Source organism: Furfurilactobacillus sp. W61-4, from assembly GCF_057545565.1.
Genome location: NZ_BAAJNZ010000001.1, coordinates 642189 through 657527 on the forward strand (window position 1 = coordinate 642189; position 15339 = coordinate 657527).

Annotated in this window: 12 protein-coding genes, 5 tRNA genes, 1 pseudogene and 1 riboswitch; of the genes and pseudogenes, 8 read left to right on the plus strand and 10 right to left on the minus strand. The window is 44.8% G+C overall.

The features are described from left to right. Positions 1 to 68 precede the first annotated feature (68 nt). Entirely contained in the window at positions 69 to 1268 is a 1200-nt protein-coding gene (gene metK / locus AC27FN_RS03210; protein WP_487166565.1) for a methionine adenosyltransferase, read from the minus strand. After that, positions 1266 to 1361, minus strand: a riboswitch (SMK box riboswitch). (Overlaps the previous gene by 3 nt.) A 173-nt stretch (positions 1362 to 1534) precedes the next feature. Here metK and AC27FN_RS03215 point away from each other — a divergent pair. Next, positions 1535 to 2284, plus strand: a complete 750-nt coding sequence (locus AC27FN_RS03215; protein ID WP_487166566.1) for a hypothetical protein — start codon at positions 1535 to 1537, stop codon at positions 2282 to 2284. A 97-nt stretch (positions 2285 to 2381) separates the two neighbouring features. On the opposite strand, the gene AC27FN_RS03220 is transcribed toward AC27FN_RS03215, so the two are convergent. Both AC27FN_RS03220 and AC27FN_RS03225 read right to left on the minus strand, forming a co-directional pair. After that, positions 2382 to 4895, minus strand: a complete 2514-nt coding sequence (locus AC27FN_RS03220) for an excinuclease ABC subunit UvrA (protein WP_487166567.1) — start codon at positions 4893 to 4895, stop codon at positions 2382 to 2384. Positions 4896 to 4919: 24 nt separating this feature from the next. Next, a complete protein-coding gene (locus AC27FN_RS03225; protein ID WP_487166568.1) occupies positions 4920 to 5477 on the minus strand; it encodes a DNA-3-methyladenine glycosylase I in 558 nt (185 codons plus the stop codon). 143 nt (positions 5478 to 5620) lie between these two features. Here AC27FN_RS03225 and AC27FN_RS03230 point away from each other — a divergent pair, with 143 nt between their 5' ends. Continuing rightward, positions 5621 to 5794 (plus strand): hypothetical protein, encoded by a 174-nt coding sequence (locus tag AC27FN_RS03230; RefSeq protein WP_487166569.1) that lies wholly within the window; start codon positions 5621 to 5623, stop codon positions 5792 to 5794. 137 nt (positions 5795 to 5931) lie between these two features. On the opposite strand, the gene AC27FN_RS03235 is transcribed toward AC27FN_RS03230, so the two are convergent. After that, the gene (locus AC27FN_RS03235) at positions 5932 to 6918 is read right to left on the minus strand and encodes a UbiA family prenyltransferase (protein WP_487166570.1); all 987 of its coding nucleotides are present in this window, start codon (positions 6916 to 6918) and stop codon (positions 5932 to 5934) included. Next, positions 6919 to 7860: a 1,4-dihydroxy-2-naphthoate polyprenyltransferase gene (locus tag AC27FN_RS03240; protein ID WP_487166571.1), complete on the minus strand. Its 942-nt coding sequence runs from the start codon at positions 7858 to 7860 to the stop codon at positions 6919 to 6921. 391 nt (positions 7861 to 8251) lie between these two features. On the opposite strand from AC27FN_RS03240, the gene AC27FN_RS03245 reads away from it, so the two are divergent. From AC27FN_RS03245 to AC27FN_RS03270, 6 genes and pseudogenes are all read left to right on the plus strand, one after another. After that, positions 8252 to 10165, plus strand: coding sequence for an FAD-dependent oxidoreductase (locus AC27FN_RS03245; protein WP_487166572.1), 1914 nt, complete (start codon positions 8252 to 8254; stop codon positions 10163 to 10165). A gap of 77 nt (positions 10166 to 10242) precedes the next feature. After that, positions 10243 to 10704: a NusG domain II-containing protein gene (locus AC27FN_RS03250; RefSeq protein ID WP_487166573.1), complete on the plus strand. Its 462-nt coding sequence runs from the start codon at positions 10243 to 10245 to the stop codon at positions 10702 to 10704. After that, positions 10701 to 11292, plus strand: a pseudogene (locus AC27FN_RS03255) (Gx transporter family protein). The gene AC27FN_RS03250 and the pseudogene AC27FN_RS03255 overlap by 4 nt, the downstream one beginning before the upstream one ends. Beyond that, on the plus strand, positions 11267 to 12244 hold the full coding sequence (locus tag AC27FN_RS03260) for a polyprenyl synthetase family protein (protein ID WP_487166574.1): 978 nt from the start codon (positions 11267 to 11269) through the stop codon (positions 12242 to 12244). The pseudogene AC27FN_RS03255 and the gene AC27FN_RS03260 overlap by 26 nt, the downstream one beginning before the upstream one ends. Positions 12245 to 12260: 16 nt before the next feature. After that, entirely contained in the window at positions 12261 to 13064 is an 804-nt protein-coding gene (locus tag AC27FN_RS03265) for an energy-coupling factor transporter transmembrane component T family protein (protein ID WP_487166575.1), read from the plus strand. A gap of 157 nt (positions 13065 to 13221) precedes the next feature. Further along, the gene (locus tag AC27FN_RS03270; RefSeq protein ID WP_487166576.1) at positions 13222 to 13770 is read left to right on the plus strand and encodes a hypothetical protein; all 549 of its coding nucleotides are present in this window, start codon (positions 13222 to 13224) and stop codon (positions 13768 to 13770) included. Positions 13771 to 14809: 1039 nt separating this feature from the next. Here the strand turns inward: AC27FN_RS03270 and AC27FN_RS03275 are convergent. The 5 genes from AC27FN_RS03275 to AC27FN_RS03295 all read right to left on the minus strand — a co-directional run bounded on the left by AC27FN_RS03275 (position 14810) and on the right by AC27FN_RS03295 (position 15260). Further along, positions 14810 to 14895: transfer RNA gene (locus tag AC27FN_RS03275), tRNA-Leu, on the minus strand. 36 nt (positions 14896 to 14931) lie between these two features. Then, positions 14932 to 15002, minus strand: a tRNA-Cys gene (locus AC27FN_RS03280). 19 nt (positions 15003 to 15021) lie between these two features. Then, positions 15022 to 15093: transfer RNA gene (locus tag AC27FN_RS03285), tRNA-Gln, on the minus strand. Between the two features lie 7 nt (positions 15094 to 15100). Beyond that, positions 15101 to 15173: transfer RNA gene (locus AC27FN_RS03290), tRNA-His, on the minus strand. 16 nt (positions 15174 to 15189) lie between these two features. After that, positions 15190 to 15260: transfer RNA gene (locus AC27FN_RS03295), tRNA-Trp, on the minus strand. Positions 15261 to 15339 lie beyond the last annotated feature (79 nt).

The following is a 15339-nucleotide window of genomic DNA, read 5'->3' on the forward strand; positions in this document are numbered from 1 at the left end:
GCCATAAAAAACATCCCCGAATGCAGGATGCTACGGGGATGAAACAATCACTTAAATAAAAAATTTGTTTATTCAGTTGCGACAGCCACCGCGTCTTTTAATGCGGCAACCTTATCAGTCTTTTCCCATGGCAAATCCAAATCTGGACGACCAAAGTGACCATAAGCCGCCGTTTGCTTGTAAATTGGCCGTTGTAAATCAAGCATTTTGATGATTCCCGCTGGCCGTAAATCAAAGATCTGGCGAATGGCCGTCGTCAAAGCTTCTTCAGAAACTGACCCGGTATCAAACGTATTAACCGAAATCGAAACCGGCTGAGCTACCCCAATCGCATAGGCCAATTGGACCTCAACCTTGTGAGCTAATCCAGCAGCGACAATATTTTTCGCAATGTAGCGAGCGGCGTATGACGCTGACCGATCAACTTTTGTCGCATCCTTACCGGAAAAGGCACCACCACCATGACGAGCAAAGCCGCCATATGTGTCGACAATCACCTTCCGTCCGGTCAGACCCGCATCGCCTTGGGGTCCGCCAATAACAAAGCGGCCGGTAGGATTAATTAAATATTTCGTCTGATCATCTAATAAGTTAGCTGGAATAACGGGACGAATCACCTGTTCGATCACATCTTGACGAATTTGATCTAATGAGACATCTGGATCATGTTGGGTTGACAATACGACGGTGTCAACACGAGTCGGTTGTCCAGCGTCATCATATTCGACAGTCACTTGGGCCTTAGCATCGGGCCGCAAATAGCTAACGGTGCCATTTTTACGCAATTGTGCAATTTTGCGCATTAAGGCGTGACTCAACGCGATTGGTAGTGGCATTAGTTCAGGTGTCTCATCGATGGCAAAGCCAAACATCATTCCCTGATCCCCGGCCCCAATTTGATCCAACGGGTCAACTTGACCATCACGCCGCTCTAAAGCGTCATCAACCCCCTGCGCAATATCAGGCGACTGTTCGTCAATTGCCACCAAAACGGCACAGGTATCACCATCAAAGCCCAAGCGACCATCAGTATAACCGATACCTTTAATCGTTTCGCGAACCGTTTTTTGAATATCCACATAAGCGGTTGTGGAAATTTCACCAAAGACTAACACTAAGCCAGTCGTGACCGATGTTTCACACGCCACACGGGCTTGTGGATCTTGTGCTAAAATCGCATCCAAAATTGCATCACTAATTTGATCCGCGATTTTGTCTGGATGCCCCTCCGAAACTGATTCGGATGTAAATAAATGACGTTCTTGCATTAAATTTTCCCCCATCTGATAATTTCCGGTTACAAGGCCTCTAAGTACGTCACTGCCGTACTTATCCTATCGGGAACGAAACTCATAACTTTAATATGGTAACACGCACGCGGTATTTTACAAAACATTGTGCGACTCGTTTAGACCTTTTGGCAGGTTCATTTTGCCTGTGACGAACGTTGAACCCCATCGAATTTACATTGACCGACTCGTCAAAGTTGATTAGCATGAATTTATACAATTTGTATGGACTGAGAGGGACCCTTATGTCAGAACACACGCGCGCTGATCGGCACCTTGTGACCCCATTGACTAAAATTCCATGGACCTTGATGGGAATTTTTATGTTGGCACAAAATATAATTTGGTGGAGCTACCCACTTCATTATGGGCGCATCACCGGCGCAACTTTTCAATTTAATCAACTGCTCTTATTGGCGTTTAGTTTGACGATGAGTTTAACGAGTTTTTTAATGTTTCAAGCCAATTTTCGTTCACTGTGGGCGCATGTCCCCATTTTAGTTGGCCTACTACTAGCTTGGTCCGGCATTATTCGCGGTAACTTCGAAATTCTGATCATGTTGTTAATGTTAGCTGGCTTCTGGCTAGTGGTTGAACAACGTTGGTTGAATCTGCAAAATGTGTGGGGCTTAATTATTTACGGTGTTTTAACCACTTTCCCGCTCAGTGCAGCAATTTTTTTCTTTCAAAATCGCTACTTGTCCCCGACCTTTCTGCTCAATTTATTGCCGCTGTTAGGATGCCAATTATTTTTCACCGCACCAATTTTTGAATCAACCGGCCCGCGACAGTCGCGAACTGCACTGATAACTGGAGCCTGTTTAATTTTAATCATCCTAGCCTTGCGTCGCAGCCTGTTAGGCGTTTTCACAATTGGCGTGATTGTTTTGACCTACTTTTTTATGATCAATCTTACTAACTTAAAAACACAATATCGGGCGACTGCCTACCTTTTATTTGAACTGATCGCTTATTTGCTGCTCGTATTCGCTTAATAACGATTGCCGCATCGGTTAAAGCTAAAGCTCGTTATTAATCGCTTAATCTAAGAACCAGAACGTGGTTGTTCTGCCACGTTCTGGTTCTTTTGACTTAAACTTGTCTATTTAAATGAGCCTTTAAGTATTTTCCTGTGACACTAGTGGGCGTGTCGGCAATTTTTTCCGGCGTTCCGGCCGCCATCACATGTCCGCCACGATTCCCGCCGGCCGGCCCCATATCGATAACATAGTCGGCATTCGCGATAACGTCCAAATCGTGTTCAATCACAATCACTGTTGCGCCATCAGCAATTAATTGATCGAACACCTCAAGTAACTGGCGGATATCTAAGGGGTGTAGCCCCACCGATGGTTCATCAAATACATATAAGGTTCCCGTCTGTCGCTGACCCATTTTAGCAACTAATTTAAGTCGCTGCGCTTCACCACCAGACAACGTCGGCGTGCTCTCGCCCAATTGTAGATAGCCTAGGCCCATTTCATGCAAAGCGTTTAATGTCTTATCGATGCTTGGCTCATCCTTAAAAACTTCACGAGCGTCATCAACAGATAAAGCTAAGACCTCAGCCACATTCAAGCCTTGCCATTTAATCGCCAGTGTTTCTGGATTGTAACGTTGCCCATGACAGGTTGGACAAACTTCTTCGATATCCGGTAAAAATTGCACATCCATGCTGATTGTGCCGGTGCCATGACATTTAGGACAAGCACCATCATTCAGATTGTATGAAAAGTGACTTGCCGACCATCCTTGCCGTTGTGCTTCCTTGGTACTAGCAAACAAATTACGAACAACATCCAAAATATTTGTGTATGTGGCAACTGTTGAACGAATATTTTTACCAACCGGTACCGAATCAACCTTAATCACATGTCGCAGTTTGGCTCGATCTAATTGGCTGACGTATTTCGGTAAGGGATCGTGCGCGACCTGCGCTTGAATCGCTGGAATTAAGCTGTCTAACACTAATGTCGTCTTTCCCGCGCCCGACATTCCAGACACAACAGATAAACGATTCTTAGGAAAATGAGCAGCTACATCAGTTAAATTAAACCGCTGTGAAACAGTGACCGTTAAATCACCTTTCTTGAATAATTGGGCCTCAGAGATCACCTGTCGTTGTCGAATAGGCGCCGTACCATTTAGAAATGGCGCAATCAGTGAACTTTCATCGTGTTCAATTTGATCAACTGTACCATGATTGATCACCTGACCACCGGCTCGACCAGCGCCCGGACCAATTTCAAGCACATAATCAGCTGCACCAATAATCCGCGTGTCGTGATCGACGACGACCAATGAATTTCCTTGCGCGATTAATTGATGAAATACTGCGATCAATCCCGTCACATTAGCGGGGTGTAGCCCAACTGATGGTTCATCGAGCACATATAAAACACCCGTCGTTTCACTACGAAGAGTTCGTCCTAACTGGATTCGTTGTAATTCACCAGTAGATAATGTATTTCCTGCTCGATCCAAGGTCAAGTAGTTAAGCCCCAGGTCCTTAAGTGGTGCCAGGCTAGTCAAAAATTCTTCGACGAGGTCATGTCCTAGATGCCGCATGTCTTCTGGCAGCCATGTTTCGATCTGCTTAGCAAATTGCGTCAATTGATCCAAATCCATCTGACTGGCCGTCGCAATATTCGTTTCGACTATTAATTGATCTAGGAGTGCCGGATTAAAGCGCGTCCCTTGGCAGGTCGGACAAGTGTCAAACTCATAGAACCGGTTCAACCGTTGAATCGCCCGCTCATTGTTGGTCGTGGCTAGTGAATCAGCCACCGCATTAAACGCGTTCTCATAGACCGCGTTGTCCATATGAAAAATCTTGCCGCTGCGACTGGGTATATTGATAGCGTATGTCTCTTTTTGCCCGTGTAACACCAGTTGCTTTTCATGTTCAGTTAAATCCTTGTATGGGACATCAATTCGAATCCCAACCGCCTCCGCGACAATCGGCATAAAGTTGCGTCCTGGTAAATGCCAAGCATTAACCGCACCTTGGCGAATCGTTTTAGTTTCATCCCCAATTAACCGGTCGGCGGCAATTTGTCGAACTTCGCCAATCCCGCCGCACGTTGGACATGCACCCGCTGAATTAAACGCAAAATCTTCCGCGCCCCGAGCGCGAAAATGAATCCCACATGTGGGACAATCCACCCAACCATCATTCTCTGCAACGGCTAATGTCGGTGGCATTCGATGCCCATTAGGACAAACCATGGAACCCAGCCGTGAAAACATCAACCGTAACACGTTAAGGCTCTCACTCATTGTGCCGACGGTTGATCGAATACCTGGAACCTGTGGTCGTTGCCGTAATGCTAGGGCTGAAGGTAAATATTGGACGGAATCCACCATCGCCGCACCAACTTGGGTAATCCGTCGTCGAGTGTAGGTTGATAAGGCGTTCAAATATCGTCTGGCACCTTCCGCATATAAAACCCCCATTGCCAACGAAGATTTGCCAGAACCAGAACGGCCAGTAACGGCGACAAACGCATTGAGTGGAATATCAACGTTAACATTCTTCAAGTTATTTACACGGGCCCCACGAACCTCAATATTGTCCGGAATCGTGTCTTTATGTTGAATTGCCATAACTACCTCCTGATAAATCGTGCCCTATGCATTTGCTTTAAACGAACAATTATTTTGATGATCATCAACTAAGCCACTGGCCTGCATGAATGCATAAACGGCAACTGGCCCCATAAAGCTGAATCCGCGACGTTTCAAATCCTTGGAAATTTTCACCGATAATTCTGTTTGGGCTGGTATTGTACTTGCTTCAGGCACATCGTTAATCATGGGTTCACCATCGACAAACTGCCACCAGTAACGATCAAACCGACCAAATTCTCGTTGAATTTGTAAAAATGCTTGCGCGTTGCTCACAGTCGCGGCTAGCTTAGCACGATTGCGAATAATCCGCGCATCTTTTAACAAAGGTTCCCAATCCTGAGTCGCCATCGAGGCCACCGTTTTCACGTCGTATGCATTGAAATCCTCATTGAAAGCGGCACGCTTATTTAATACGGTTCGCCAAGATAGTCCGGCCTGATACATTTCCATACACATCAATTCAAATAGCGCGTGGTCATCATGATGGGGACGTCCCCACTCTTCATCATGATAAGTTTGCATTAATGGCGAACTAGTCGCCCACTGACAACGCTGCATAGTTGCCTCCCTAAAATCATTTACTTCCATTATACGTGTTTCACCCGGATCCAGGGTAATCCTAAACCTATCCGTCAGTTTGGAAAACGGTTACAATTAAGTTGGAATTAAACCTGTTGTCATCTTTTTGAGGAGGGTTGATCATGTTATTTCTGTGGGGACTGTTCTGGTTGTTTACTGTATTAACGCTGATCAATGGTGCACGCTATTTAGCCAATCGCTTTGCACATCGTTCAACCCGCTTAACCCGAATTTACAGTGGTTATGCGATCCTTGGCGTCATCATCTTAGGATTGGTGATTGCGGTTGTTCATTAATGACAATCATGCTGTGTTAAAAAAATCACCAACCAAAACTAAAGCCTAATGTCATTTCCAACCCAAACCGACAAAATACGGGGCATAAGTCAAGTGACTTATGCCCCGCTCTCATGCGCTTTTTATGACGAATGCTGTTAACGCCCGTTTCGCCAAATCAAGTAACCGTTAACAATCGCCAGCACGACCACCTGCGCTGTATCGATCACCAACATGTTTTGAATCGCCGTGTTGAATGTGGTTCGTTTATCTTGTTTGGCGAGGAAAATCCGCACATTTTTAATGACAAGTGGAACCAAGCCAAAAACCACGAGCATCAGCCATGGTAGCCAACCGACCAAGATACTAATCAACACACAGACCAATGCTGCACCGGAAACGTAAGGATAAGCTTTTAAGGCACGACGTTTACCTAGATAGTACGGTAACGTATATCGTTGGTTGCGTTGGTCTTGCTCCAAATCACAAATATTATCAGCAAACATAATGCCACTATCTAATAATAGGAAGGATGCCCCAACCACAAATAATTGCAAAATCACGGCCAGATTAAACGAGATCAGGACATCCCATCCGTGAAAAAACATCGCCATCGGCAACTGATCGGTCATGTTGACATAAGCGGCAATAAAAATTGTGCCAAATCCTTCACAGGTCCCACTAAGGATCTCGCCTAATGGCATCCTTGATAACGGAATTGGCCCAGCCGTATATGTAATCGCGACTAAAATTGCCAATCCACCGATGAATAATAGAATTAAATTTGTTCGAGTAACCAGCAGTAACCCCATGGTACAAGCCAGAACTAAAAAGAACATCATTAATGCCATGATCCGACGCGGATTCAAATGCTCGCGACCGAGAATGTTGTCTCGATCTCGGTAAGCCAAGTCTTTGGCTTTGTAATAATCTTGCACATTGTTAAAACCAGTCACAAATAGCGCGATACTCATTTGTCCGATAAAATAAATGAGACTATTGAGCCAATTAAACTCATTAAAAGCATAATAAGCGTACAGTGTGCCGAATAAAAAAGGCAGCAAGCTTGCCGCTTTGGCCGGTAAGCGAATCAGTTCTAAAAATAAGGGCCACGTTAGTTTTTGATACGTTGTTGTATTTGTCATTTATTTCACCAATAGTCCAAGAATTAAGCCAACTAATAAACTGCTATTTACCCATACCAGATTACTAATTGACGTTTTAAACGTCTTTGTTTTACTCTGTTCAGTTGCAAAGCGCCGATTGTTATAAATCGCCATCGGCACGGATAAAAAGATGAGAATGGCTGACCATGGAATCAGTCTTAATACCATTCCGATCATGATACCGAAATAGCCTACAGCAATTAGCCCATGATATAGTCGCAAACTTGTCGGAACGCCTAGATAACTTGGTAACGTATGCCGCTTATTTTTAGCGTCTTCTGCCAAATCAGATAAATTATTGGCTAACATCACATTCGCAATCGTGCCAATGGATGGCAGACAGACTAATCCGAGTCCCAGCAATTGCCAGATATTAACCATCAGCAACGCGCCTGGCCAGTGCAGCGTTAGACTGATCAATTGCTGATCAGCTACATTAATGTAAACGGCGATAAAAGGGATCAGTAATCCCATCGTGATCCCAGAAAAGATTTCACCCAATGGCAGTCGTGATAATGGCATTGGCCCCATCGTATAGCTGAGGCCAATGGCAAAACACAAACTTCCGATAATCAATAGGAATAAATCTGTTCGCCAAACTAACCAAATGCCCAGACAAGTGGCCACTCCAACCATTAAAACGCTCAACCAGCTCACGGTTCTGACCGACAAGTGCTCGCGGCCAATAACATTAACTTTTTTCCGATAAGTCTGGTCCTGTGCCTTTCGATAATCCATCAAATTATTGATGGCGGTAGTTGCCATGTCAAACAGACTCATGGCGATGAAAAAAATTGCGGTATTTAACCAACTCAATTGGTGATATTGGACGGCTGCAAAGCTAACCCCTACTAAAAAGGGCAACAGACTCGCTAATTTAGTACGTAGTTCAACCAATTGAGCAAAAACCTTGGGGTTCATCCCCCGCCTCCCTCGTTCATAAAACAGTGCGTCGTTGTTCAAAACATTCTTTAAATAGCTTAGCGAAAAAAATGACTTTTGCCTAGGTCTTCACCAAGAGAATGAGAAGTAATTCACAAGTAAATTCAGCAACGCTTATATAAAATCAGCCAATTTTAACTTAATGTCACAAAATTAGCATTAGATAAATCAACTTCATTGATATGATTAATTTTCATAATCCTGTTGTACCAGTCAAAGAAAGCGCTTATAAAAAATGTTAGTCTGTTTACAAAACCGTCATTTGGCCAATATCACTCGTGAAGGTATAGACAATCAATGTTTGTAAACGCTATAATTACCGTATTGTTTATGCACTTATTTACTTATGTTATAAGGGAGTTGTTGATAAATGGCTCAGAAAAATATTGTTGTTATCGGTGCCGGTTATGCCGGTGTCTATGCGACGAAGCACCTAGCCAAGCACTACAAACGTAACAAGGACGTGCAAATCACTTTAATTGATAAGCACTCTTATTTCACCTACATGACCGAATTGCATGAAATTGCTGCCGATCGTGTCGAACCAACGGCCATTCAGCATGACTTACAACGACTATTCTGTCGGCGTAAGAACGTGAAGATTGTCACTGATACGGTTAAGTCGATTAACCGCACCGACAAAAAAGTAGTAACTGAACATGGCGCTTACGCCTATGATGACGTGATCTTGGGCATCGGTGCCACCTCCAATGATTTTGGTACTCCCGGGGTTGCTGAACACGGCTTCACCTTGAGTTCTTGGGAACAAGCAGTTGCATTGAAAGAACATATTCAACGCACGGTCTACGCAGGTTCAATTGAACATGATCCAGAAAAACGTAAGTCTTTACTCTCATTTGTTGTGGTTGGCTCTGGTTTTACTGGAACCGAAACCATTGGTGAATTACAAGACTGGCGTGAGACGTTAGCCGAAGAATACAAGCTTGATCCGAGTGAGCTTCAATTTACCATGATGGAAATGGCGCCAACGATCATGAATATGCTTGATCGTAAAGACGCAGATAAAGCAGAACGCTACTTAGTCAAAAAGGGCGTTAAGATCATGAAGAACACAGGTGTCGTTGGTGTTCATCAAGATCATGTTGATTTAAAAGACGGCTCCACGTTCCCAACCAGTACGTTGATTTGGACGGCCGGGGTTAAAGCGAGTGACGATGCCGGTCTCTTCGGTCTTGAACAAGGCCGCGCCGGTCGGATCAAAGTTAACAAGTATACGCAAACTGAAACAGACCCTCACGTTTACGTTGTTGGTGACGTTTCAATTGTCGATGGCGAAAATGATGGCAAAGGTCAACCACAAATCGTTCAAGCGGCTGAACAAACAGCCGCAGCAGCGGTTGCCAACATTATTAATACGGAAGAAAGCAAACTGTTAGTGCCATTTAAGCCTAATTATTCTGGATTCATGGTGTCTTTGGGTTCAAAGTATGGGGTTGCCAACTTGATGGGTAGTATCCACCTATCCAACTTCTGGGCTATTTTAATGAAGCACTTAGTTAACATGTTGTACTTCATGCAAATTTACTCTGGCTACTACTTATTCCAGTACACCATGCATGAATTCTTCCGGACACGCCATAACCGCAACCTCTTCCGCGGGCACATTTCTCGACAAGGTAATGTATTATGGACAGTGCCAGCCCGTCTTTGGCTCGGTGCTATGTGGCTTGTGGATATTTGGCCAAAGATTCATGGGGATAGTTCGTGGTTCTTACCAAAGCTGCGTTTACCATTCGATTGGTTGAAACCGGCTGCTAAAGCCGCCACCTCTGGTGCTAGCGAAGCAACTAAAGCTGCCGCAACTTCAGCTGCTAGTGGTGCAAAAGAAGCGGCAACGACCACGGCTAATCCAACGATGTTCTCCTTATCCTATGACTATGGTCACGATCCAAAGATGGTCTTCGAAAAGATGCCTCATTGGTTCTATAACATCACTAAAGCATCAGTTCCTAACCAACAGATGGCATTCTTCATGCAGAAGTTCATGACGATTGTTGAAATTGGGATTGGCGTTTGTCTGATTCTTGGCCTATTCACCTGGCTGATGTCAGCTGCCTCAGCAGCCCTAGTCGTTGTCTTCTGTCTCAGTGGTATGTTCTACTGGGTTAACATGTGGATCTTCATTCTTGCTATCGCATGTATGAATGGTTCAGGTCGGGCCTTTGGGTTAGACAAGTGGGTCGTTCCTTACCTACAACGGCTGTTTGGCAAATGGCGTTATGGGACACCGAAGTCCTTATATGGTACTAGTGTAGTTAAATAAAACGACAATTGTCCGTGGTAGAGTTCTAGGGTAGACTTACCCCGGGACTCTATTTTCTTAGTTAGTAGGTGAGTAAAATGAAGGCAGCTAATTCATTCAAACGTTATTTAAGCATGATTCGACCTTTTGATGTTATCATCGTCGGACTACTTGTTGTCGCTTCGTTTATTCCCCTACTGATTTTTACCAATAATCAACGTCAAGCAGCTGACACTCGCCAAAAGGCTAAGGCAACTGAAATTTACACAGCCGTTATCTCCCATGATGGGCACGTTGTTAAACGGATTAACCTCTCTGACCATCACGGAATAACTCGTTTCCATTATGTGGATCACGGTGGTTATAACGATGTCGTCGCCACTGATCATGCCATTAAAATTGTTGACGCCAACTGTCAGGATCAGGTCTGTGTTCATCACAGCGCAATCAAGCGTCCTGGTCAAACAATTGTATGTTTACCACACAAGCTATTGGTTGAAATCAAAAGTTCAAATGGTGCCACCCATAGTAATTCGACTGGAGGTCTGGTAAAGCCATGACACCATCAACTGCTCCTTCCAGAACACGACAAATAATTTATATTGCCCTCCTATGTGCACAAGGGGTGATTATTGGTTTACTGGAACGGGCAATTCCCTTTCCGTTTGCCTTTGCCCCCGGCGCAAAACTAGGTCTAGCCAACATCATCACGCTGGTTTCACTATTTACCATGCCAATGAGTGACAGTTTCTTACTGGTCTGGATGCGCCTGCTCTTAACGACTCTACTAGGTGGCACCTTATCCACTTTCTTGTATAGTGCCACTGGTTCACTACTGGCTTGGCTAGGTATGCTCATCATTAAGCAGCTGGGCGAGCAGCGTGTTAGCATGATTGGTATCTCAGCTAGCGGCGGCATTTTATTCAATGTTGGCCAGTTAGCGGTCGCTAGTTTAATCGCACAAAGCTGGACCGTCATGCTTTACCTACCCGTTTTGTCCTTCATCGGAATTCTAGCTGGGATTGCGGTAGGCATCACCGCTAATTTCTTATTTGAGCACGTCGACACTTTGGCGCGACTGCGTTACGATTATCAACAACATCTTGAGAGGAACCAACTTTAATGAAAATCCATCCAATGTGGCATGAATACCCAATCGTGGCTAACGAATTAACTCAGGTACTTAACCTCATCGAAAAAAATATTACGACCGATAATCGACCGGTAGCGCAGGCCATTCTCGACCTGATTAATGCAGGCGGAAAGTTGTTGCGGCCAGCCTATTGCTTACTATTCTCTCAATTTCATGAAACCGATCGGCATAAAATGGTGGCCTTAGCCGCCGCCATAGAGACGCTGCATACAGCAACCCTGATTCATGACGACATTATTGATGACTCTGATCTGCGCCGTGGTCAAAAATCCTTGCAAGCTCAATTCGGTAAAGACACGGCAGTCTACGCTGGCGACTATTTATTTGTTGTTTGCTTTAAACTGTTGGCTAATTATGCAAGTGACTTACGCAGCGTCCAACAAGATGGAGAACATATGGAAGCCATTTTGAACGGCGAGTTAGATCAAATGGCAGCCCGCTATAATTTAGACATGACCATCAAACAGTATATTAATCAAGTCAGCGGTAAAACGGGCCACTTATTCGCCCTAAGTTCATTACTAGGCGCTTACGAGTCTGGCTCATCACGGCTATTTGCCAAAAATGCTGAGGCAATTGGTTTAAATGTCGGTATCGCTTTTCAACTATTAGACGATATTTTAGATTACTCGACAACCAGTGACGCCTTTGGCAAGCCCGTGCAAAATGATATGCGTGAGGGCGTCTACTCAGCCCCTTTAATCTTGGCCATGCGACAAGATCCAACTGTCTTCGCACCATATTTAAGTAAAAAAGCCGCGATGACTGATACGGATACCCAGTCGGTTGCTGCGCTAGTAAATGAATACCATGGCGTAGCACTCGCTCGTGAACTCGCTGAAGGCTATACTGATCAAGCATTGAAGGCAATCAATAAGTTACCTAACCTGCCAGCACAACGAGCCCTAGAAGACCTAACTGCTTCCCTCCTCAATCGGCAGGCGTAGCCAACGGAGGATCTCAATGGGAAATGCATTAATTCTAGGTCGTTATATACCAGGCGATAGCGTTCTTCATCGTTTAGATCCGCGGAACAAACTGCTGATCGTCGTTTACTTTATTGGACTGACTTTCTTCGCGAATAATTGGGGCACAAATGGCCTCTTGTTCCTTCTGATCAGTGTAGGTGTCTGGTTGGCCAAATTACCAATTCGTTTTTTCCTCAACGGTTTGCGCCCCCTGCTGTGGCTCATCTTATTTACTGTGCTGATGCAACTCATCTTTACCCGTGGTGGCCATGTTTTTTGGCAGTGGGGTTGGCTATCCATCTCTGAAGTGGGTCTCGTTAATGGCGCAATCGTCTTTTGCCGGTTTGTCCTAATCGTCTTTATCTCAACGTTACTCACCTTAACGACACCACCTCTAGCCCTAGCAGATGGCATTGCCGCACTGATTAAACCGTTGCGGTGGCTGCACTTTCCAGTTGATGAAATTGCGTTAATGTTAGGCTTGGCGCTACGATTCGTGCCTACTTTAATGGATGAGACATCCCGCATTATGGACGCGCAACGCTCACGAGGCGTTGACTTTGGGACGGGCAACCTCTTCCAACAAATGAAAGCCTTGGTGCCTTTACTTATTCCGCAATTTGTTAGCAGTTTCAAACGGGCAGATGAGTTAGGCACGGCTATGGAAGCTCGAGGTTATCAAGGTCCCAGTCAGCGTAGTCATTACCGCATATTACAGCTTCATCGGGCTGACGTTGTCACGGTCTGTCTAATGTTAGTCTTTACAATTATCTTTATGGTGGTGCGACAGTTTAATTAAATAGCCAGTATTTTGGCCAACTCACTAACACGGATATCATGGCAATTGTTATGAGTTGGCTTTTTTTGACAAATTTAGCCGTTTGACACAATAAATCAACCACTTCAATATTACTTACGGTACAATAAGATTAATCATTCTAATGGGAGTCTTCATCATGAAAAAAATAATCCTATTGAGTACTATCTTAATCAGTTCTGGGTTGTTAACTGCTTGCGGTCAAGATGCGGCCTCTGCCTCAAAGCCAACTGCTGCAGATTCGGCTCGCGCTTCATCTAAAGCGGCGGCAGCTAGCCGAAAACAAGCTTCCTTAGAGTCTTCAGCAAAAGCTAATTCATTGTCCTTAGATCGCGAATCGTCACGAGCTAAAGCTAAAAGCGCGGCGAGCCAGTCAATCGCTGATGCAAATGCTGCGGCCCAAGCAAGCGCTGATGCCCAAGCACAAGCAGACCAACAAGCACATCAGGCTCAACAAGATACGGCAGATGAACAAAGCAGTACAACTGCTGGAACCAATAATGCTGCCAGCTCTGCAGTCAATAGTGCAACACCAAGCTACGGGGGTTACTCGGGAACTCGCGCTAGTCAACGACCGACTTGGACTCCTCAACGCCCTACCTACACTCCTTCAACACCGGTGCAACAGCCAACCGTCTCAAATGATGGTGTTTCTAGCGCGCAGGTGCCTGACACCACTAGTGAATAAAGTTTCGAAAATCGAACTAGAAACTATCAATCCCGTTGGAGTTAAATTTGATAGCGGCAACGCCTAAAATCTAATCATTAAGCCAATAAAAGCCTATGTACCAGCGTTATCACCGGTACATAGGCTTTATTTTTATAGAAACAATTAAAAGAGCTCACTCCCGCCAAGAAGTTAGATGTGTTCATAACGATTTGTGAACTACTGTTTTGAGTGATATAAGCTGTTCAAAGAGCCAACAATTGTACCAGCAACCAAGTGATGTTATCGTGCTACTATCACATCGTTGATGCACTACTTTCATACTCAATTAATTGGCAAGATTACACGAACTGATTACCAAAAGATTCTGAACGACTTTGCATACGGTACTGATGGCGGAAAAGATCACGCGAAAGCTAGTGTACAACAGTTTAATGTGCAGGTTCGCAAGTGTGTATGTGATGCAGTACAAGACGGTGGATTAGAATTTGACTTCACTTACAGCGCTACCTTTAGCGGATCAAAAGGCCCTGATGAACGTTCCAAATATCTTTGATGAAGATGACATACAAGAACTACTCAATGTGAGGATGGATTCATGACTCCACAGCGACCACTAAAGAGTTAAAGAAATTATGTAGTGAATTAGGCATCCAACGAATCACGCTCCAGGGATTACGTCATACGTACACCAGTTACCTACTAGCTACTGACAATCCATCGAATATGATGTATCTAAGCGATTCTTCAGCCGACGCTTAGCACGTACACACACGTCCTGAACAACTGTAAAACTATTGAAGATGACCAAGCCCTGGCAGCATTCAGCAAAGCAACAGTATTAAGCAAAAAAGTTAAAAAGTTGGACAGCTGAAACTCCTTGTCGATCTAAAAAAATAGGTCGACGGGAAACAAACGGGAAACTTTATACGAAGCTTCACCTATCTGTACCGACTTATACAGAAAGTTCCAAAACACTTAGAAACGCTGTCGCACCGGCGTTAATACCGTACATAGACATTCTGACGGTACAAAAAAGACCCCTCACAGGGTCTCAAGATGCCGCCGGTGGGGGTCGAACCCACACTCCCGGTAAAGGGAACTGGATTTTGAGTCCAGCGCGTCTGCCAATTCCGCCACAGCGGCATACTATTAATGGGGCTACACGCCTTTCGACGCGAAAGGTGGTAACCGGATTTGAACCGGTGATGAAGGTTTTGCAGACCTCTGCCTTACCACTTGGCTATACCACCATAATGGAGCAAATCCAAACTGGGATAGCTGGATTCGAACCAGCGCATGACGGAGTCAAAGTCCGTTGCCTTACCACTTGGCTATATCCCAATAAAAGGGCGGTATGTGAGAATCGAACTCACGCGTGCTGGATCCACAAACCAGTGTGTTAACCACTTCACCAATACCGCCATAATATGTAGCAAGCAGGGATAGCAGGAATCGAACCCGCACCGGCGGTTTTGGAGACCGACGTTCTACCGTTAAACTATATCCCTATAATGGCGGAAGTTGGATTCGAACCAACGAACCTTTCGGGGCGGTTTTACAGACCGCTGCGTTTAGCCACTTCGCTAT

Excerpts from the sequence above, each read along its gene's own strand:
- metK (WP_487166565.1), bottom strand. The coding sequence starts at position 1,268 with ATGCAAGAACGTCATTTATTTACATCCGAATCAGTTTCGGAGGGGCAT.
- AC27FN_RS03215 (WP_487166566.1), top strand. The coding sequence starts at position 1,535 with ATGTCAGAACACACGCGCGCTGATCGGCACCTTGTGACCCCATTGACT.
- AC27FN_RS03220 (WP_487166567.1), bottom strand. The coding sequence starts at position 4,895 with ATGGCAATTCAACATAAAGACACGATTCCGGACAATATTGAGGTTCGT.
- AC27FN_RS03225 (WP_487166568.1), bottom strand. The coding sequence starts at position 5,477 with ATGCAGCGTTGTCAGTGGGCGACTAGTTCGCCATTAATGCAAACTTAT.
- AC27FN_RS03230 (WP_487166569.1), top strand. The coding sequence starts at position 5,621 with ATGTTATTTCTGTGGGGACTGTTCTGGTTGTTTACTGTATTAACGCTG.
- AC27FN_RS03235 (WP_487166570.1), bottom strand. The coding sequence starts at position 6,918 with ATGACAAATACAACAACGTATCAAAAACTAACGTGGCCCTTATTTTTA.
- AC27FN_RS03240 (WP_487166571.1), bottom strand. The coding sequence starts at position 7,860 with ATGAACCCCAAGGTTTTTGCTCAATTGGTTGAACTACGTACTAAATTA.
- AC27FN_RS03245 (WP_487166572.1), top strand. The coding sequence starts at position 8,252 with ATGGCTCAGAAAAATATTGTTGTTATCGGTGCCGGTTATGCCGGTGTC.
- AC27FN_RS03250 (WP_487166573.1), top strand. The coding sequence starts at position 10,243 with ATGAAGGCAGCTAATTCATTCAAACGTTATTTAAGCATGATTCGACCT.
- AC27FN_RS03260 (WP_487166574.1), top strand. The coding sequence starts at position 11,267 with ATGAAAATCCATCCAATGTGGCATGAATACCCAATCGTGGCTAACGAA.
- AC27FN_RS03265 (WP_487166575.1), top strand. The coding sequence starts at position 12,261 with ATGGGAAATGCATTAATTCTAGGTCGTTATATACCAGGCGATAGCGTT.
- AC27FN_RS03270 (WP_487166576.1), top strand. The coding sequence starts at position 13,222 with ATGAAAAAAATAATCCTATTGAGTACTATCTTAATCAGTTCTGGGTTG.